General features: G+C 65.1%; 16 protein-coding genes and 2 pseudogenes. 9 read left to right on the plus strand and 9 right to left on the minus strand.

The window, feature by feature from the left end:
• Positions 1 to 36 precede the first annotated feature (36 nt).
• Together CCR82_RS13915 and CCR82_RS13920 are read right to left on the minus strand one after the other, a co-directional pair.
• On the minus strand, positions 37 to 1,722 hold the full coding sequence (locus tag CCR82_RS13915) for a BCCT family transporter (RefSeq protein ID WP_201246398.1): 1,686 nt from the start codon (positions 1,720 to 1,722) through the stop codon (positions 37 to 39).
• 63 nt (positions 1,723 to 1,785) lie between these two features.
• Positions 1,786 to 2,217, minus strand: coding sequence for a universal stress protein (locus CCR82_RS13920; protein ID WP_201246399.1), 432 nt, complete (start codon positions 2,215 to 2,217; stop codon positions 1,786 to 1,788).
• Positions 2,218 to 2,614: 397 nt separating this feature from the next.
• Between CCR82_RS13920 and folE2 the strand changes: the two genes are divergently transcribed.
• The gene (gene folE2, locus CCR82_RS13925; RefSeq protein ID WP_201246420.1) at positions 2,615 to 3,400 is read left to right on the plus strand and encodes a GTP cyclohydrolase FolE2; all 786 of its coding nucleotides are present in this window, start codon (positions 2,615 to 2,617) and stop codon (positions 3,398 to 3,400) included.
• Here folE2 and CCR82_RS13930 read toward each other — a convergent pair.
• The 3 genes from CCR82_RS13930 to CCR82_RS13940 form a co-directional block, all read right to left on the minus strand.
• Entirely contained in the window at positions 3,397 to 4,350 is a 954-nt protein-coding gene (locus CCR82_RS13930; RefSeq protein WP_201246400.1) for a metallophosphoesterase, read from the minus strand. The two genes, folE2 and CCR82_RS13930, sit on opposite strands and share 4 nt — an antisense overlap.
• Before the next feature lie 115 nt (positions 4,351 to 4,465).
• Positions 4,466 to 5,254, minus strand: coding sequence for a hypothetical protein (locus CCR82_RS13935; protein ID WP_201246401.1), 789 nt, complete (start codon positions 5,252 to 5,254; stop codon positions 4,466 to 4,468).
• Complete coding sequence (locus CCR82_RS13940; RefSeq protein WP_201246402.1) at positions 5,241 to 5,735, minus strand: cyclic nucleotide-binding domain-containing protein; 495 nt, start codon at positions 5,733 to 5,735, stop codon at positions 5,241 to 5,243. The genes CCR82_RS13935 and CCR82_RS13940 overlap by 14 nt, the downstream gene beginning before the upstream one ends.
• Positions 5,736 to 5,914: 179 nt before the next feature.
• On the opposite strand from CCR82_RS13940, the gene CCR82_RS13945 reads away from it, so the two are divergent.
• From CCR82_RS13945 to cpdA, 3 genes are all read left to right on the plus strand, one after another.
• Positions 5,915 to 8,182 (plus strand): alpha-amylase family glycosyl hydrolase, encoded by a 2,268-nt coding sequence (locus CCR82_RS13945; RefSeq protein WP_201246403.1) that lies wholly within the window; start codon positions 5,915 to 5,917, stop codon positions 8,180 to 8,182.
• A gap of 62 nt (positions 8,183 to 8,244) precedes the next feature.
• Positions 8,245 to 9,885: an alpha/beta hydrolase gene (locus CCR82_RS13950; RefSeq protein WP_201246404.1), complete on the plus strand. Its 1,641-nt coding sequence runs from the start codon at positions 8,245 to 8,247 to the stop codon at positions 9,883 to 9,885.
• Positions 9,886 to 9,922: 37 nt separating this feature from the next.
• Positions 9,923 to 10,717, plus strand: a complete 795-nt coding sequence (gene cpdA / locus CCR82_RS13955; protein ID WP_201246405.1) for a 3',5'-cyclic-AMP phosphodiesterase — start codon at positions 9,923 to 9,925, stop codon at positions 10,715 to 10,717.
• Positions 10,718 to 10,727: 10 nt separating this feature from the next.
• Here cpdA and CCR82_RS13960 read toward each other — a convergent pair whose 3' ends face one another.
• From CCR82_RS13960 to CCR82_RS13970, 3 genes are all read right to left on the minus strand, one after another.
• Positions 10,728 to 11,030 carry an acylphosphatase gene (locus tag CCR82_RS13960; protein ID WP_201246406.1) on the minus strand — a complete coding sequence of 101 codons (303 nt, stop codon included), beginning with the start codon at positions 11,028 to 11,030 and terminating at the stop codon, positions 10,728 to 10,730.
• The gene (locus CCR82_RS13965; RefSeq protein ID WP_201246421.1) at positions 11,027 to 11,575 is read right to left on the minus strand and encodes a thioredoxin family protein; all 549 of its coding nucleotides are present in this window, start codon (positions 11,573 to 11,575) and stop codon (positions 11,027 to 11,029) included. The genes CCR82_RS13960 and CCR82_RS13965 overlap by 4 nt, the downstream gene beginning before the upstream one ends.
• Positions 11,576 to 11,662: 87 nt before the next feature.
• Positions 11,663 to 13,513, minus strand: a complete 1,851-nt coding sequence (locus CCR82_RS13970) for an RNB domain-containing ribonuclease (protein WP_201246407.1) — start codon at positions 13,511 to 13,513, stop codon at positions 11,663 to 11,665.
• A gap of 165 nt (positions 13,514 to 13,678) precedes the next feature.
• On the opposite strand from CCR82_RS13970, the gene ygfZ reads away from it, so the two are divergent.
• The 5 genes and pseudogenes from ygfZ to CCR82_RS13995 all read left to right on the plus strand — a co-directional run.
• Positions 13,679 to 14,722, plus strand: coding sequence for a CAF17-like 4Fe-4S cluster assembly/insertion protein YgfZ (gene ygfZ, locus CCR82_RS13975; protein WP_201246408.1), 1,044 nt, complete (start codon positions 13,679 to 13,681; stop codon positions 14,720 to 14,722).
• 52 nt (positions 14,723 to 14,774) lie between these two features.
• Positions 14,775 to 15,503, plus strand: coding sequence for a bifunctional 2-polyprenyl-6-hydroxyphenol methylase/3-demethylubiquinol 3-O-methyltransferase UbiG (gene ubiG / locus CCR82_RS13980; protein ID WP_201246409.1), 729 nt, complete (start codon positions 14,775 to 14,777; stop codon positions 15,501 to 15,503).
• A complete protein-coding gene (locus tag CCR82_RS13985) occupies positions 15,496 to 16,197 on the plus strand; it encodes an HAD family hydrolase (RefSeq protein ID WP_201246410.1) in 702 nt (233 codons plus the stop codon). Before ubiG ends, CCR82_RS13985 begins: the two co-directional genes overlap by 8 nt.
• Before the next feature lie 158 nt (positions 16,198 to 16,355).
• Positions 16,356 to 17,351 carry a squalene/phytoene synthase family protein gene (locus CCR82_RS13990; RefSeq protein WP_201246411.1) on the plus strand — a complete coding sequence of 332 codons (996 nt, stop codon included), beginning with the start codon at positions 16,356 to 16,358 and terminating at the stop codon, positions 17,349 to 17,351.
• Between the two features lie 34 nt (positions 17,352 to 17,385).
• Positions 17,386 to 17,976 (plus strand): annotated as a pseudogene (locus tag CCR82_RS13995) (AAA family ATPase); the annotation flags it as partial.
• Positions 17,977 to 18,062: 86 nt separating this feature from the next.
• Here CCR82_RS13995 and CCR82_RS14000 read toward each other — a convergent pair.
• Positions 18,063 to 18,292, minus strand: a pseudogene (locus CCR82_RS14000) (group II intron reverse transcriptase/maturase); the annotation flags it as partial.

An 18,292-nucleotide genomic window follows, 5' to 3' on the forward strand; every position in this document is an offset into this window, starting at 1 on the left:
TGAATGGCTGAGAAACAGGCCCTAGGGCCTTGCCGCTTAAGCCTTTGCTAGCTTTGCCTTGCCAGCCCGGGGCTCGCTCAACAGCCCCATGACGATGGCGTAGCAGCCCGCTAGGAGTAGCAAGGTGAAGGGCAGACCGGCGGATACCGCCACCGCCTGCAGGGCGGCCAGACCACCCCCCAGCAGCAGTGCGATGGCGATGGCGCCCTCAATGACGCCCCAGAACACCCGTTGGGGCTTGGGGGCATCGATCTTGCCGCCCGCTGCGATGGTATCGATCACCAGAGACCCGGAATCCGACGAGGTGATAAAGAACACGAGCACAAGCACGATACCGATAAACGAGGTGATGTCCGCCAGCGGCAGCTCGCCCAGCATCATGAAGAGCTGCAGGGGCAGTTCCGCCGAGGCGGCCCCATCGAAGCCGCTCCGCACCTGATCGATGGCTGTGGTGCCGAAGGCCGTAAACCAGAAGATCGACACTGTGGTGGGAATGAGCAGCACGGAGATGAGGAATTCGCGCACCGAGCGCCCCCGGCTGACGCGGGCAATGAACATCCCGACGAAGGGTGACCAGCTAATCCACCAGCCCCAGTAAAAGGTGGTCCAGCCCTGGCTGTAGTTGACGTCCTCCCGGGCGAATGGGTTGGACAGGAAGGGCAGCTCAGCCAGATAGCTAACGATATTCTTGCCGAAACTGGTCAAGATGAGGAGTGTCGGCCCCACGAACACCACGAACATCAGCAGCATGAATGCCAGGAACATATTGATCTCAGACAGGCGTTTCACGCCCTTGTCCACGCCGGCCACGATGGACAGGATCGCCACCGCCGTGATGCCGGTGATCAGCAGCACCAGGGTGACATCGCCGCCACCGATCCCGAACAAGTAGTTCAGCCCCGCAGCTGCCTGCTCGGCGCCGTAGCCGAGGGACGTGGCCAGTCCGAACAGGGTCGCGAACACCGCCAGGATGTCGATAAGATGCCCCGGCCAGCCCCAAATGCGCTCACCCAGAATCGGGTAGAAGATGGACCGGACCGTCATCGGCAGGCCCTTGTTGTAGGAGAAGATGCACAAAGCCAAGGCCACGATGGCGTACATGGCCCAGGGATGCAGGCTCCAGTGGAGCAGGGTCGCGGCCATGCCCAGGCGGGCGGCGGCCTCCGAATCGCCGGCGGCCCCGCCCAGGGGGGCCCAGTCGGTCCGCACGCCGTCCGCGCCCACGCTGATGCCTTCCAGGGCCGTACCGTAGTGGGTCAAGGGCTCGGCCACGCCATAGAACATCAGGCCGATACCCATTCCCGCCGCGAACAACATGGAGAACCAGGAGATCCTGGAGAAGTCAGGCGTCGCATCGGCGCCGCCGATGCGCACACGCCCCAGGGGCGAGACGATCAGGCCGAGGCAGAGCAGCACGAAGACATTGGCCGATAGCAGATAGAACCAGGTGGCATTGGCGTTGATCCAGCTCTTCGCCCCGTCGAAGGTAGCGGTGGCCTGCTCGGGCAAGGCGAGGGTCAGCACTACGAAGCTGAGGATCAGTAGGGACGACACGGCGAACACGGCGCCGTGGATGTCGATATTGATCCCAAGAGGACGGGCTTGGTAGTTGTCCTGACCGATCCGGTAATCGGTATCGATCAGATTGGACGCACCTTCCGGGGCCGGTACGCCGACCGACTCCGGCGGTGACTCCGGGGCTGTTGTGGGTTCTTTTTCCACGGGATTCTCCCTTGTCTGCCTGATTCTAATGCGGGGGTCTTGTGGGCTAGTCTTGAGGCGCGGCTAGTCGGCCGGGGTATGGCCACGCACGAGGAACACGGACGCCTCGGAGTGCTGCGCGATCTTGGCCCCGTTGGCGGGCATGATGGCGTCGAGATGGGTGGGCAGATGGGTCGCCATGACCACCAGGTCCGCACCGATGTCATCGATGGCTTGGACGAGGATATTGTCCAGATCAGCCGACGGATCGTGGCTGTTGTAGACGCGCGCCGTAGGCTCATGACCGCTGTCGGGGGCATGCTCGTGGGCGAACGCCTTAAGCTTGACCTCATACTCCTGAGGCGTGCGGGCCACTGCGCTGGGCTGGGAGGTGGTCACGCCGACGTAGCACAGGGCCGCCCCGTAGTGGCGCGAGAGATCGGCCGCGACGGTCAGAGCCTTCTCCAGCGCACCCAGGTGCGCAAGATCCACCGGCACCATAATCTTGTTGAACATGAAGGCGTGCCTCCTCGAGGTTACGCGAGCGCATGCTGCGGGGGATCATCCAGCACCACCGCGCCACCGGCTCGTCTGGTAGGTAATTGATTAGGTCATTTTAAATTCTAACAGGAAGGCGCTTGGGAAGACCAACGGACGGGGCGATCTCTCTCCCGCAGTATCCGGGTCGCGGAGGTACGAGGCATGATCTGCGCCTTGTAGGTCGTTGCTTTTGGCCTCATCGTTTCAAGCAAGCTTTACAATCGAGATCGGTCGAACGCAGGATGCCGTCCGGCACGATTCATCCCTGCCATCTCTAGGAGCAAGTCTTTTGGACGCCGCGCTTACCGCCCGCTCACCCGAGCCCGCCGATCGCTCAACCGCACAGACCCAGGATCCCGACAAGGCGACCAACATTGCCGATGTCCAGTCCAGCCGAGACCATCGTCAGATCGCGATCAATAAGGTGGGCATCAAAGATATCCGCCATCCAGTGCGGATCAAGGACCGCAGCGGCCGCGAGCAGCATACGGTCGCGACCTTCAACATGTCGGTGTTCCTGCCTCACCACTTCAAGGGCACGCACATGTCACGCTTCGTCGCCATCCTCAATGGCCACGAGCGCGAGATCGGCGTCGGCACCTTCAAAGAGATGCTCACCGAGATGGTCGAGCGGCTCGAGTCCGAAGCCGGCCACATCGAGATGCGCTTCCCGTTCTTCGTCAACAAGCGCGCGCCGGTCAGCGGGGTCGAGAGCTTGCTCGACTACGATGTCACGCTCATCGGCGAGGTGCGCGGCGGCGAGCCCGAACTCTCGATCAAGGTGGTGGTGCCAGTGACCAGCCTCTGCCCTTGCTCCAAGGAGATCTCGCGCTATGGCGCGCACAACCAGCGCTCGCATGTCACCGTCGAGGCCAAGACCCGTGGCTTCCTGTGGGTCGAGGAGCTGATCGAGCTGGTCGAGGCCGAGGCCAGCGCCCAGCTCTACGGGCTTTTGAAACGGCCCGATGAGAAGTACGTCACCGAGCACGCCTACGACAATCCGAAATTCGTCGAGGACACGGTGCGGGATGTTGCCCGCCGATTGCATGCCGAGGAGCGCATCGCCGCCTATGTGGTCGAGGCCGAAAACTTCGAGTCCATCCACAACCATTCGGCCTACGCGATGGTCGCGCGCGACAAGGAAGCATCTCCAGCCTAACCCCCTCCCTCAAACGCATCAGCCGCCGAGGGATAGACAACCGAGATCGCAAACGGCTCGGCGGGGTCTTGGGTCACCCTCACCCATACGCCACCAAGAAATGGCGAGCCTGGCACCTCCAGACGCCACAAACGCTCGGCGCCTTTCACCGACGACCGGTTGCGCACCAGTGGTTGGTTGAACTGAAAGCGGTGGGTGTCACCGTGGATCGCCAGCACCGGCCCCGAATAATTGGCCAAGAGCTGCTCAAGATCCGTCAGCAGTGGTGCAAAACCGGGTGCCGGCGACGAACGCTCAAACAAGGGATTCGCGTGAAAAAGTAGCACCATCGCCCGCGCCTGGGTCTGTTGCGCAACCTCAGTGGCCTCGCGCAGTAGCCGGCGGTTGGCATCCGAGCGTTGGCGCCATTCCGCCATCGCGGCGGGGTTTCCTGAACGGTGGTTATTCTCGCTGCCAACCACGTGCAGAAGCACGATCATTACCCCCTCCCGCAGGGTATAGGCATTCTCCGGATACTCGGGATCGGGCACGAGCAGGTTGAGTTCCTCATTGTGCAAAACCTTGGAGTCAGCGAAGAAGCGTACGCGCAACGCGCCCAACCGATCCAAGGGGTCAAGGGCGCCAGCCGCTTTTCGATGACAATCCGTCCATTCATTATCGCCGGGGGTGTAGAGCATCGGTACCGACTGCTGTTCAAACAGCGTGGCGACGCGCCGATTGCGGGCCTCGGTGCAAGGTTGACTACCGCCTTTGATATCGCCGACATGCGCGAGGAACGGCGGGTCCTGTGCGGCGGCCTCTCGTAACAGCCGCTCGAATGGCGCGTACTCGGCATTGCCATAGGGCACGTCGCCAACCACAAAGAAGCGCAAGTCCTCAGCCGTTGGCGCCGCGCCCGCCGCCATGCTCATCCAGAGCAAGCTGCTCAAAAGCACACTGATCAAGACCATGTCGGCCCCCCATCGGCCCATCGGCCTGCGCGGCATTCGCGCCGCTCTCGGGAGCCGACGACCTGTGCGCTGCCAAAACGCCGACGCGCGTACGCCCTGTCGCTGATTCAACCCATCACACATCTTCAATCAAGACCTCCACCCGTAGCAGCCGCCAGGCCCTTCCATCCCTGAGAACGGCCCGGTTCCAGGGGATCAGAGCCAGTTCCAAGGTCTCCACAATCGGTTCACGCCAGAGGCGGCTCCCATATCGGCTCCTGGCTTGGCGGAGGCCAACCTTGACCTGACAATACCAGGTCGCCAGCCCGTAACCAGTATCGACTCGCGCATCGACCTCGGCATCCAGCGGCGGGAGCAATCCCTCCGTCGCACAAAGTTCGAGCAATCGATGCGCCAGGCGACATAGGTCCGTGGAGTGGATCGGTGGTGGATGACGTGATCCACACCAGGTCTGTTGCTGCAACGCGAACACATCAATCGGGTTTTGGGCGAGCATCCGTCGGCGTTGCTCAACCCATTCGCCCGCGATGAGCCGCACCGCAACCGAAGCCGCTTGCTCGGACGCGAATTGGCGCCCGACTAAATCGAGAATCGGTTCTGGAAAACCGATGCCATACAGGCCCATGGTGCGCGCGGTTGGCGTCGCCAGGCGCCCCGAACGTGGAACACCATTGCGCGCTGCCATGGCATACCAGCGCCTGGCCTCGGCCATTTCGTGCGTCTCGCGCACAAGCAGGCCCTCAGTCATCATGAAATCCCAACCATCTGGCCAGAGTGCGACCTGATAAGCAGGCAGCTGCCGAACCCGCTCCAAGGCCCGCGCGTGTCGGCTGCCGCGTCCAGGCAACCATCGGCGCACGCCGCGCAATCCATGCACCAGTGCAAGCCGCTCAATAGCGGCCATGCGAGCGGGTCACATAGTTGCGCAACTCATGACTCTCTTGGTTTGCCCGCATGAGATTACTGTGTGTAATCCGGAAAAGAGCCCGCATGACCTTTAGCACGAGCATCGGATGCTCGGCGAGCAAGGCCTCGAAATCATCCGGCTCGAGCGTCAACACCACGCACTCATGAGCCGCGCGCAATCCAGCCTTGCGCGGGGAACCATCGACGAAGGCGCGAGTTCCGGCACATTCACCCGGTGACATCCGGTATACGGTGGAATCAACCCCATCATGACGGTGCAGCACATCAAGCCGCCCAGCAACCAACACGAACAGAGTCCGCCGGGGATCACCCTCAATGACCAACCAATCCTGACTCGCCAAGCGCTCGCTCCCCATGGCCAGCGCCAATGTCGCGATCTCGGCCGTATCGAGTTCGGTCGCGAGCACCGAGTCCCTGAGCCAGTCGGTCTTCTGTTGATCGGTAGCCTGATCGTTCATGCCAGCATCTGCCCCTTAACAGGTTGGAGATCGATTAAATAGCAGCGATTGCTTGTCACCTAGCAAACCCCGGCGACGTCTCGGTGTCAATGTCAATACGCGCGCCCGATGGCATCAAGGCTTACACTAGGCCATCAACACCGAGCCCCCGATGATCGACGCGATCGACCTAACGCCTTATGAGTGACCTCGTCCTGTATTTCCGGCCACCCAGCGACTGGGCCGAGACCCTCCACGTCCACTACTGGGACCGGCAACCTGCCGGAGACGCCAGCGACTGGCCGGGAGTGAGCATGGCGCCAGACCCTGATGCACCCGGCTGGTACCGCTGTAAGTTCACAAACACCCACCAGCTGCATCTGGTCTTCAATGATGGACAGGGCCGCCAAAGCCCGGATCTCTCTCGAGATCGCAGTGGCTGGTACCGGCTCGACAGCGGTTGGCAGGATCAACGGCCCGCGCTTGAGGACATCGCAGCGGATGCCGGCGATCCCGCTGCAGCCACGAAAGACTCAACACAGGGAACCGCAAAGGCAGCGGGACAAGTGGAACTGGCGGGACAGCCGACAGCACCACCGGCCGGGATCGCTCCGGCGCCGCTACCGGAGCACAGTCCCCAACCCGGCCCACGCCCGCTAGCCGAGCGCACCGACTTCCGCGAGGAGACCATCTATTTCCTCCTCACCGCGCGCTTCTACGACGGCGACCCGTCCAACAACGCCTTCTGCCGCGACCGCATCCGCTTCGACGATCAAGGCAACGCCATCGACCCGCACTGGCGCGGCGACTTCAAGGGCCTGATCCAAAAGCTCGACTACATCCGCGACCTCGGCTTCAGCGCGATCTGGATCACGCCGCCGGTCGAGAACCGCTCCGGCCTCGATTATCACGGCTACCATCCCTACGACTGGACCCGCATCGACCCCCGGCTGGAATCGCCCGACGCGACCTATCAGGATCTGATCGACGCTGCCCACGCCAAGGGTATCAAGATCATCCAGGATGTGGTGGTCAACCATTCCTGCCAATACGGTATCCGCGGCCAGGTCCACATCGACCATCTGCCGATCAAATATTATGTGCCGCAGGGCGCCGAGCAGGGCCAGATCGATCATGGCCCCTACCAGGGCAACCTCGGCCACTATGCCTGGCCCAACCGCGACGACATCGATAATCCCGTCGCGCCCGATTGGTACCGCGAGCGCCACGCGCGCGACCCCGAGGGCATCGAGCCACTGGTCGACCCCAAGACCAGCGAGACGGCGCCCAAGCCCGGCTATGATCCGGGCCGCTTCTTCGGCATCGATGCCCAGAACCTGGACCCGAACTGGTACCACCAGGACGGCTTCATCTGCGGCGGCGACTGGGAGAGCGCGCATCCGCTGCAGCAGAAGCATCTCGCCGGCGACTGCATCGATCTCGCCACCGAGCGCCAGAACGTCAAGGACTATCTGATCGGCGCGATCAATCGCTATCTGGACATGGGCGTCGATGCGCTGCGCATCGACACCGTCAAGCACGTCGAGCGCGACAACCTGCTCGAGTACGTGAATGCCTGGAAGGCGCACAAGCCTGGCCTGTTCGTGTTCGGCGAGAACCTGGTCAAGGGCTATGGCTGGGGCGATCTCGGTGGCGGCGACAATGGTCCGAGCGAGATCCGGCCCTGGTGGTACACCCGCCTCGGCTCCGACCCACGCGACCCGAACAGCGGCGGCGACTCCGGCTTCCCGCAGCTCGACTTCGGCCTGTTCTCGACCTTCCGCGACACCGTCAGCAAGGGCACCTTCGCCGGCACCGCGCAGGTGCTGTCGATGGACTGGATCTACGGCGACGCGACCAGCCTGGTCACCTTTCTGCAGAACCACGACGTCGGCCCCGACAACGATTTCAAATACCGCTTCAAGGGCGAGGACTGGATGGCCGCGGCGACCTACAACCTGCTCTGGACCGCGCGCGGCATCCCCTGCCTCTACTACGGCGAGGAGATCGCCTTCATGCGCGGCGCGCCACAGGATGTCGAGGGCGAGCAGGATACCCTCGAAACCACCGGCCGCGCCTACTTCGGCGACCATCTCGAGGATGAGCGCATCGCCGAAACCCAGGCCCATCCGCTCTATCGCCATCTCCAACGGCTGAATCTGATCCGCCGCTCGATTCCCGCGCTGCAAAAGGCCCCGATGACCCAGGTGAACGAATGGGGCAGCGGCATGAGCTTCGTCCGCGATCTCTGCGCCGAAGGCTCTTACGCAGTGATTGGCCTGGCCATCGGCACTGACCAGCAGGTCGACATCGGCGATATCCGCCCCGGACACTACCGCGATGCGGTCACCGGCGCCGAGCAGCACAGCGACGGCCAGCTGAGTTTTCAGGTCAAGGGCAACTCAGCCGGGATCTGGGTACTCGATGGACCGGGCAAGCTCGGCGACGACGGCCCTTTCCTGCATTGATCGACCATGGACCTCGGCCCGCTAGCTAGCCCGCCAACCCACGACCGCGAGCACCCGACCCCATGAACGCACGCCCAATAACCGCGCGCTGGCCGCTCGTCCGCTGGCGGCTGCTCGACGGCCTCATCGCCGGCGTCGCACTGATCCCAATGCTGGCCGGCCTGATCTGGCTGATCGCCGCCGACCGGGGGCTGAGCGAGACTCAGGTCAGGCTCGAGCAGACGCCGGTGACCGTCTCCATGCAGGCCGAGACCGACCGCGCGCCCGTGGTCGTCATCGCCCACGGCTTCTCTGGCTCGCGCCAGATGATGGCCTCCTTTGCCCGCACCCTGGCGCGCAATGGCTATGTCGCCGTGAACTTCGACTTCCCCGGCCATGGCGCCAATCCGCGCCCGCTCGAAGGCGAGATCGGTGAACAGCGCCGTACCCAGATCCTGCTCGATGCGCTCGCATCCGTGGTCGATTACGCCCGCACGCTGCCGCAATACGAGGGCCGCCTGGCGTTACTCGGCCACTCCATGGCCGGCGATATCGCCGTGCGCTATGCCGCTCAGGGGTCCTCTGGCGGTCCTGCCGCTGATCTGGATGCGCTCGTCGCCGTCTCGCCCTACCTCTCGCAGGATCTTGGCGCGCATACACCCGGCCGCACACCGGACAATCTGCTCTTCATCTACGGCGCATGGGAACCGCGGATGATCCACGATCAAGGTCGCGCTGCGGTCGCGGCCGTGGCGGATCGACCAGCTGAGGCGATTCAGCCCAACGTCACCTACGGCGACCATGGCGACGGCAGCGCGCGGCGACTGGTCATCGCGGACAAGGTCGAACACATCGGCGTGCTCTACAGCGCCAGCGCCCTCGAGGCTGCATTGAGCTGGCTCGATCAGGTCTTCGAGCACGCGGGCAGCGGCTGGGTCGACGCGCGTGGTCCCTGGCTCGGGCTCTATTTCCTCGGCGTCGTGCTGCTCGCCTGGCCGCTCTCGCGCCTGTTGCCACGGATCAGCAGCGAACCGCTCGGGGCGGGTCTGGCCTGGCGCCGGCTGTGGCCTGCGGCGCTCTTGCCGGCGCTGCTCACACCGTTGATCCTATGGCCATTCCCCACCGATTTCCTGGCGATCGCGATCGCCGATTACATCGCCTTGCATTTCCTCGTCTATGCCGCGCTGACCGGACTCATGCTGGCGGTGATCCGCCGCCGGTCGCGCCAGGTCCCCTCCCCTGCTCAGGCCGCCGGCCAACCCGTGGGGCGCAGCCGTGCAACCCCCTCCTACTCGGCCTTCATAATCGCGTTGCTGGCGGTCATCGCCTATCAGACCCTGACCATCGCCTTGCCGACTGATCGCTACGTCGCCGCCTTCCTGCCCGACCGACACCGTTTCGCCACCCTGCTCATGCTGTTGGTCGCGACCCTGGCTTGGTTCATCGCCGATGAATGGCTCACGCGCGGCCGTGGCGCCTTCATCGGTGGCTACGCGCTCACCAAGGCGTTGTTCCTGCTCTCACTGATACTGGCGGTGGTGCTGAATCTCGAGGAGCTGTTCTTCCTCGTCATCATCATCCCCGCCATCCTGATCCTGTTCGTGGTCTTTAGCCTCTTCAGTGGCTGGATCTATCGACGCACCGGACATCCACTGGTCGCCGCGCTCGCCAATGCCCTCGTCCTGGCGGTCGCGATCACGGTCAGCTTCCCCATCGCCGACTGATCCCACAGAACCCAACCCCACGGACCCACCAAACGCCATGCGCCTGCTGCAACTGACCGATCTCCATCTCTATGCCGAACCTGAGCGTCTGCTGCTCGGCCAATGCACGCGATCGACCTTCGAGCAGGTGCTGGCCCAGGCCCAGAGACAACACTGGCCACCGGACGCGATCCTCTTCACCGGCGATCTGGTCCATGACGAGCGGGTCGAAGGCTATCGATACTTACGGCGGATGATCGACAGGATCGACTGCCCCTGTTTTTGCCTCCCCGGCAACCATGACCGCCTCGACCTCCTGACCGAGGTCGATCCCGGCGCCGACCAGGCGTGTCGCCTCGAACCGCTCGGCCCCTGGGATCTGTTGCTGCTGGATTCGACCATCGCCGGTTCCGAAGGCGGGCGGCTGCGTCCCGACACCCTCGAGCGGCTCGCGCAGCATCTGGCGGCGGCCCCGCAACGCCCGGCGCTGATCGGCCTCCACCACCAACCCGTCCCGGTGGGCAGTCGCTGGATCGACACCATGCAGATCGAGAACGGGGCCGCGCTCATGGCCCTCGCCGAGCGCCATCCCCGGCTGCGCGCCATCCTCTGCGGCCATGTGCATCAGGCCTTCGACCGCCAGCGTGGTCACATCAGGCTGTTGGCCACGCCATCCACCTGCGCCCAGTTCAAACCCGGGAGTGACGACTTCGCGTTGGACGACCGGCCCCCAGGCTATCGCTGGCTCGAACTCGAGCCCGATGGCAGCCTGCACACCGGGATCGAGCGTCTCGCGAGCAAGGCGTCGGGTGAGGACGATCGCGCGCGCGATCCCCGGTCGCCCGCGTCCTAGCCTCCAGCGCTCAACGCGTCGCAAACCCGCTCAGCGGTCGATAATCCTGCGTCTCGCAGGCCACGGCCGAGACCTCGGCGGCGGTGGGACCATGATGCAGCCAGGCCTTGAAGCGCTCGAGTGCGCTGGCGTCACCACAGGCCAGCACCTCGACGCGGCCGTCGGGCAGGTTGCGCGCATAGCCGGTGATGCCGAGCTGCTGTGCCTCCTTGGCCGCCGAGGCGCGGAAGAAGACGCCTTGCACGCGGCCGCTGACGAAACACCGGATGCAGCGCGCGCCGGCCCATTCGGTGGGGTGATCGGAATCGGTCATCGCTCGTCACGCTTGTATTTGGTGAAGGTGGTGTCCTGATAGGCGCCTTCGAGCACATACTGGCCGAGCAGCATGAACTCTTCGCGATCGCGCGTGGCGCCGGTGTAGCGGGCAACCAGGGTGCCATCGAGATCGAAGAACGCGAACACTGGCGTCGCCCGCACCCGGAACTGCTTGAGCGCGAAGTCTTTCTGCGTCGCCGGATGGCCCTCGAAGTCGACGATCTCGAGATCGCCCTCGACATCGACCGGGAAGATCAGGAAGTGCTCGCGAAAGTAATCCTGCACCTGGGGTTGGTTGAGCACCGTCGTCTTCATGCGCTGGCAGAACGGACATTCGTCCATCTCGAACATCAGCAGGAGGCCGGCCTTGCCCTCATCGCGGGCGGTCTCCAGCTCTTCGCTGAAATCACCAAAGGTCTGGTTGAAGAAGTGCTGGCCGGGATCGCGAGTCGCCTCGGCGGCCAGCGCGCAGGTGCCGAGGACCATCAGCAGCAGCGCGAGCAGACGCGGGGGCGTCGACGGGATCAGGTGGCGTAAACACATCATGCAGGCATCCTCCTGAGGGATCACTGGGGGTGGTCGGGTCTCGATCTTCTCTAACGCGATCTTCGGGCCTGTGGCTGTCAGCTTTCAACCTTGAACGCGAAATTGACACTCGGCCTGCGCCAGATCGACCTCGACCAGCGCCAGCGGCACGCGCTGATCCAGCGCCAGGGGCTGCTTGGCGCGCACGCGCGTCTCCAGCGCCAGCGCCGGGATCAGCACCGTGGCCTTGCGCTCCTGCAGCTCGACCACGACGCCCTCGCCCGTCCACTGTGGCTGCTGTGCCAGATGCACCAGCTTCCAGTGCTGATTCGATTGCCGCTCGGCGCGGCGCACGATCAGCCCCCCCTGATCCGCCTCGCCGGCGCGCTGGCTCACCTGCTCGGCGCTCAGCGGCGCGCCGCCGCGCAGATGCGCGCGCAGCTGCTGATGCACCAGCAGATCGGCGTAGCGGCGCAACGGGCTGGTGGCGCGGGTGTAGGCGTCGAGCCCGAGGCCGAAGTGGCGACCCGGCTCGCCGACCAGGGTACGACTGGGTTTGAACAGGCGCCGATAGGCGACCATGCCGGCCATGGTCGTTGGCTGCTCAATGCGCTCCGGGGTTGGTTGGGTCGCGAAGGGGATCGGCAGCTCGCGTGCCAAACAGTAGCGCGCCGCCGCCTCGCCGGCCATCAGCATCATCTCGGTGACCATGGCGCGCGCGCCGGTGCGCTCGACCGGGCGGATCAGCACCTCGCCCTGGTGCAGCCGCACGCTGACCTCGGGCAGATCGAGTTCAGCCGCGCCCTGGGTCAGACGGCGGTTGCGGTAGCACGCGGCGCGCTGCGCCAGCTCGGCCAGCGGCGGCTCCTCGAGCCGGCGATCGGCCTCGGCATAGCTGAGCCGTTGCACCCGCACCAGGCTCGAGTGGATCTCGATGTCGCTGATCTCGCCCTCGGCATCGAGCCGCAGCCCGATGGACAGAGCTGGCGAGCATGCCTGGAGTCCAAGTCCGAGCTGCTCGGTGAGGGCCACCGGCAGCATGTGGATGGTGCCCTCGGGCAGATAGAGGTTGGCACCGCGCGCGCGCGCCTCGCGGTCGAGTTCGGAGTCCGGCTCCACCAGTGCGGCGACATCGGCGACATGGACCCACATCCGATCGCCATCTAGGCTGATCGCGTCATCCGGGTCCTGATTGCCCTCATCGTCGATCGCGAAGGCCGGCAGATGGGTCAGATCGAGCCGTGCTGGCTCGCCGGGAATCGCGGCTGCGTCAGCGAGACTCGGGATCGCCAGCGCCGGGTTGCCCTCGGGCGCCCCGACCCGGGTCGGATAGGGATTGTGCGTCGGCGACCAATAACCGACCGCAACCAGCAGCCGATAGGCGCTCACCGGCGTCTCATCGAAGCCCAGCGCCTTGAGGATCCGGCTGTGCTCGCCCTGCAGATTGGCGAGCCGCTCGACCTCCTGCAGCGACGCGTGATCCCCGGGCTCGATGCGCTTCTCGCGCAGGCGCTCGAGCAGCGCCGCCCAGGCCTGATCGGCTTGCGCCTTGGCCTCGCGCTCGGCGCGGTCGCGTTCGATCAGCTCGAGGGCGCGGGGTCGCAACGCCTCGGCGGTGCCCTCGAACCAGAGGCCTTCACTGAGGCGCTCCCAAGCGCCCCAGGCCGCGCCAGGGCTGTGCTCGCCATAGAGCAGCTCGGCCAGTTCCTTGAGATCGGTCTCGGTGTCCTCGAGCAGCTCCCAGGCCTCTTGCGGATGCACCTCGGGCGGGCGAATCTCGGCCAAGCTGGCGATCGGCCCCGGATGCAATGAGAAGATATCCTTCGGGCGCACGCGCTTGGTCTGCCCGCCCTCGATCTCGATCTCGATCTTCTCCGCCGCGGCCAGCACCCGCGCCGGGCGGCTCTTGTACACGACCAGACTGCCGGTGCGCGGGATGGCTTGATGGGAGGACAATGTGTTGTTATCTCCAGAAGTAGTGATCAGCGGTGATGATATCAGCTGCGCTCAGCGCGCGACGCAATCCGCTATGATCGACGCGGCACAGCCCGATCGAACCCCAATACACCAAGCCGGCCCGCACCCTTGCCACTCGGCCGGTCGACGCACGAGTACCCCAAGATGCATCAAGATTGGCAAGCCTTTCTCGAGTCTCAAGGCGCACGCATCGGCGATGACGGCGCTGCGCGCTTCGACCATGCCGCAGCCGAGCCCGACTGTGCCGTGGTCGATCTCTCGCACCTCGGTCTGATCGCGGTCAGCGGCCCCGAGGCCACCGAGTTCCTCCAAGGCCAGCTCAGCAACGACCTGCGCGAACTCTCCGAGACCCACAGCCAGCTCAACAGCCATTGCAGCCCCAAGGGGCGGATGCTGGCCAACTTCCGCATGCTGCGCCTCGAGCAGACCCTGTTCCTGCTCCTGCCGCGGGTGCAGATGGAGACCCTGCTCAAGCGCCTGCGCCTGTTCCTGCTGCGCGCCAAGGCGACGATCGATGAGGCCAGCGATGCCTTGGTCTGCCTCGGCATCGTCGGTGATGGCGCCGATGAATCGCTCACGCATGCCTTCGGCAGCCTGCCGAGCGAGCCGAACGCGATGGTGCGCGCCGGCGACACCGCGCTGATCCGGGTGGCCGATCCGACCTCGCGCTATCTGCTCATCGGCCCGGTCGAATCCGCGCGCGCCGCTTGGGAAGCCGCGCGCGCTGCCGGTGCCGAGCCGGCCAATCCCGATCTCTGGGCCTTGCGCGATATCCGCGCCGGCCTGCCGACCGTCTGGCCCGAGACCAGCGACAGCTTCGTGCCACAGATGGCGAACATGCACCTGATCGACGGGGTCAGCTTCCACAAGGGCTGTTATACCGGCCAAGAGGTGGTGGCGCGGATGCAGTATCTCGGTAAACTCAAACGGCGTATGTACCTCGCGCAGAGCCGCTTGGACGCCGATGCCGAGCCGCCCGCGCCGGGCACACCGCTCGCCTCGCCCGCCAGCAGCTCGGAGCAAGCGCCGGGGCGTGTGGTCGAGGCCCGCCGCACTGCGTCCGGTGCGTGCGAGATGCTGGTGGTCGCCGAGATCCAGGCCGCCGAAGCCGGCGAGCTGCGCCTTGGCGAGGACGGCCCGATGCTCAGGATCAGCCCACCACCTTACGGTTTTCCAGCCAATGTCTAATCACACCCCCGCACAGCGCCAACCGCGGCGCTATGGCCCAATCGAATTCCTTATGCTCGAGAACACCCTTACACAGAATGTCGATCACGCCGAGGTCAGCAAGTTCGAGGCCCTCGCCTCGCGCTGGTGGGACTCGGACAGTGAGTTCAAACCCCTGCACGAGATCAATCCGCTGCGGCTCAGCTACATCCAGAGCCGCATGCCCCTGAGCGGACGCGAGGTGCTCGATGTCGGCTGCGGCGGCGGCATCCTCTCCGAGGCGATGGCGCTGGCCGGCGCCAAGGTCACCGGCATCGACATGGGCGAGGAACCGCTCAAGGTCGCCGAGCTGCATACCCTGGAGACCGGCGTCGAGGTCGATTACCGGCGGATGCCGGTCGAGCGGCTCGCCGCCGAGCGCCCGGCCAGCTTCGATGTGGTCACCTGCATGGAGATGCTCGAGCATGTCCCTGACCCAGGCTCGATCATCGACGCCTGCGCGCGCTTGGTGCGCCCCGGCGGCTTTGTCTTCTTCTCGACCCTGAACCGCAACCCGAAGAGCTATCTGCTCGCCATCGTTGGCGCCGAGTATGTGCTGAATCTGCTGCCGCGCGGTACCCACGATTTCGCGCGCTTCATCCGCCCCTCCGAACTCGATCGCTGGGTGCGGGCCACGCCGCTGCGCATCACCGACGTCAGCGGGCTGAGCTACAACCCGATCACGCGCCAGTATCGGCTCTCGCAGGATATCGACGTCAACTATCTGGTGACCTGCCAGATGCCGCGCGGCACCGATGCCTGAGCCGATGCCGCCCAGCGCGGTGCTGTTCGATCTGGACGGCACCTTCGCCGACACCGCGCCGGATATGACCGCCGCGCTGAACCGGCTGCTGGCACGCTACGACCGCCCGCCGGTACCGCTCGAGCAGGCGCGCTGTCACGTCTCTTCGGGCTCGCGCGGGATGCTCGCGGTCGGCTTCGGGCGGGTGCCCGGCGATCCCGACTACGAGGCGTTGTGCAGCGAATATCTCGACCTCTACGCGGCCGACATCCATTGCGAGACCTGCCTGTTTCCGGGCATCGGCGCGTTGGTCGAAGCGCTCGACGCCCAGGGCGTTTGCTGGGGCATCGTGACCAACAAGCCGGGCTGGCTCACCGATCCACTGCTCGAGGCGATGGCGCTGCCGATCCAACCCGCTTGCGTGGTCAGCGGCGATACCGCGGCGCGCGCCAAACCGCATCCGGACCCGCTGTTCCACGCCTGCGGCATGATCGACCGCGATCCGCGGGCCTGTTGGTACGTCGGTGACGATCATCGCGACATCCTCGCCGGGCGCGCCGCCGGCATGCGCACCCTCGCCGCGCTCTACGGCTATCTCGGCGTCGAGCTGCATCCGCGTGACTGGGGCGCGGACGGGCTGCTCGCGCATCCGCTCGAGGTGCTGCGCTTTCTCCACGTCGATGCGCTCAGCGGCGTCTCAGCCGCGGCGAGCTGACCCGAGCCAATGCCGATCGAGTCCCCAGGGCCAGCGCCGCACCTTAACGTTCATGGCGCCGCGCCACCCTGGAAAAGGAATCGCATGAGACTCACATTAAAGCAGCGTCGCACTCTCGGCCAGTGTCCCACCCTGGACCAGCGTTCCAGGCTGAACTGATGTCGGCGGCCAACAGGGATCATCAGGCCGGCGCGACGCGCGCAGATCAGGCTCCAAGCGCCGCCCGCCGCGAATGGGGCTTTCCGAATCGCGCCACCCCAGCGGGCTCCAGTGCCTACTACGCGGTGCGCATGAGCCCGGCCCCACAGCGGAATGTGCTCGCGGCGCTGTTCGCCCTGCGCGCCGAGCTGCAAGCGATCCCCGATCAGGTCAGTGATCCCGGCATTGCCCAACTCAAGCTCGATTGGTGGCGCACCGAGATCGATCGCCTCTTTGCCGGCGAGTCACGGCATCCGCTGAGCGAACGCCTGGCTCCGGTCGTCGCCCAGCACCGTCTTCCTCGACCCGCCTTCATCGACCTCATCGAGGGGGTCGATCGTGTTCTGCGCGCGCATCGCCACCCCAACCAGGAGGCACAGCGCCAGAGCGACGAGCAAGACCTCGGCGCCCTGTTCGAGCTCATCGCCCGCTGCGAAGGCGCTGACGCCGACGACCAAGACCAGCTCACAACAGCGCGGCGCGCGGGCGGCTGGTGCGCCCAGGTGCGGCGCATCCGCGACGCTGGCCTCTTACTGCGCCGCGGTCGCGAGGTACTCCCGGCCGACCAGCTCGCCGCCGCCGAGCTCAGTCATGAGCAGCTCGCCAGCGCCGGCGGCCGCCAACGCCTGCCCGAGCTATTGCGACCGCTCGCCGAACAGCTGCTTGCGGCATCACCCGACCGGGCCAAGCGCGAGCGCGATCCCGAGCAGACTCAAGCCGGCCAAGCCACCGTCGGCCAAGCCACAGCCAATCAACCCAAGTGCCGCCAGGGATGGGGCGCCTTTCAGGCCCACAAATCAGGCCAAACACTCTCCAGGCTAACACCCGCCATTCGAGTTCAACTGCGCTTGCACCAAGATCTGCTCAGCGCCCTTGAGCGCAGCAACTTCGACGTTGCCGATCAACGCATCGGCCTCACCCCGCTGCGCAAATTCTGGCTGGCTTGGCGAGCTTGAATAGTGCAGCCCGCCCGCCCTCGGACGTTTTCCCATGCTCCGTAAACACCTCCCCATTGGCATCCAGACCTTCCGCAAGATCCGTGAAGACGACTACTACTATGTCGACAAGACCGGCCTTGCGCTGCGGCTGATCGAGGAGGGCACGCACTACTTTCTTTCGCGCCCGCGGCGTTTCGGCAAGAGCCTGTTCCTGGACACGCTCGGCGAGTTGTTCAGCGGCAATCAGGCGCTGTTCGAGGGGCTTCAGGCGCATCATCGTTGGGATTGGTCAAGGCACTTCCCGGTGATCCGGCTCAGCTTCGGCGGCGGGATCGTCCAAAGCCGTGCCGAACTCGATCGGCGCATCCTGGCGCTGCTGCGCAACAATCAGCAGGCGCTCAACCTCGCTTGCACTGATGGCACCGATGTTGCATGATGTTTCGAGGAACTGATCCGCAGCGCCCACGCGAAAACCGGCGAGCGCGTGGTGGTGCTGATCGACGAGTACGACAAGCCCATTCTCGATAACCTGCGTGATCCTAACATTGCACGCGCGATGCGCGATGGGCTGCCTAATCTCTACTCGGTGATCAAGGACTCCGACGCCCACATCCGCTTCGCCTTCCTCACCGGCGTATGCCGGGTCGCCACGGGTGATTGCTCACCCGTGGCTCCCACAGATCCGGACGTGCCCAATTCGGGCATCCGGCTCCTCGGCCTAGACGTTCGCTACGTGGCATAGATGCTATGGACCAGGCGCGCGGGCGGGAGGGGATAGCGCTTGAGCAACCAGTTGAACGCCGACCAGTTCAGGCGCGTCGCGCGCGAGCGGCGATTGAGCCACTTGTGCCAACGCCGTTGAACCTCGAACCGCAGTCGCGAGAGCGCCTTGGCATTGCCGGTGATGCCATAGTAGGCATCATGGCCTTTGAGCTTGCGACTCAGCACCTGCTGTTGCT

The organism is Halochromatium salexigens (assembly GCF_016653295.1).
In the GTDB taxonomy this organism is placed as follows: domain Bacteria; phylum Pseudomonadota; class Gammaproteobacteria; order Chromatiales; family Chromatiaceae; genus Lamprobacter; species Lamprobacter salexigens.

Coding starts and splice junctions, on each gene's coding strand:
- CCR82_RS13960 (WP_201246406.1), bottom strand. CDS start 11,030: ATGACCGATTCCGATCACCCCACCGAATGGGCCGGCGCGCGCTGCATC.
- CCR82_RS13950 (WP_201246404.1), top strand. CDS start 8,245: ATGAACGCACGCCCAATAACCGCGCGCTGGCCGCTCGTCCGCTGGCGG.
- CCR82_RS13945 (WP_201246403.1), top strand. CDS start 5,915: ATGAGTGACCTCGTCCTGTATTTCCGGCCACCCAGCGACTGGGCCGAG.
- cpdA (WP_201246405.1), top strand. CDS start 9,923: ATGCGCCTGCTGCAACTGACCGATCTCCATCTCTATGCCGAACCTGAG.
- CCR82_RS13940 (WP_201246402.1), bottom strand. CDS start 5,735: ATGAACGATCAGGCTACCGATCAACAGAAGACCGACTGGCTCAGGGAC.
- CCR82_RS13985 (WP_201246410.1), top strand. CDS start 15,496: ATGCCTGAGCCGATGCCGCCCAGCGCGGTGCTGTTCGATCTGGACGGC.
- ubiG (WP_201246409.1), top strand. CDS start 14,775: ATGCTCGAGAACACCCTTACACAGAATGTCGATCACGCCGAGGTCAGC.
- CCR82_RS13935 (WP_201246401.1), bottom strand. CDS start 5,254: ATGGCCGCTATTGAGCGGCTTGCACTGGTGCATGGATTGCGCGGCGTG.
- ygfZ (WP_201246408.1), top strand. CDS start 13,679: ATGCATCAAGATTGGCAAGCCTTTCTCGAGTCTCAAGGCGCACGCATC.
- CCR82_RS13920 (WP_201246399.1), bottom strand. CDS start 2,217: ATGTTCAACAAGATTATGGTGCCGGTGGATCTTGCGCACCTGGGTGCG.
- CCR82_RS13930 (WP_201246400.1), bottom strand. CDS start 4,350: ATGGTCTTGATCAGTGTGCTTTTGAGCAGCTTGCTCTGGATGAGCATG.
- CCR82_RS13990 (WP_201246411.1), top strand. CDS start 16,356: ATGTCGGCGGCCAACAGGGATCATCAGGCCGGCGCGACGCGCGCAGAT.
- CCR82_RS13965 (WP_201246421.1), bottom strand. CDS start 11,575: ATGTGTTTACGCCACCTGATCCCGTCGACGCCCCCGCGTCTGCTCGCG.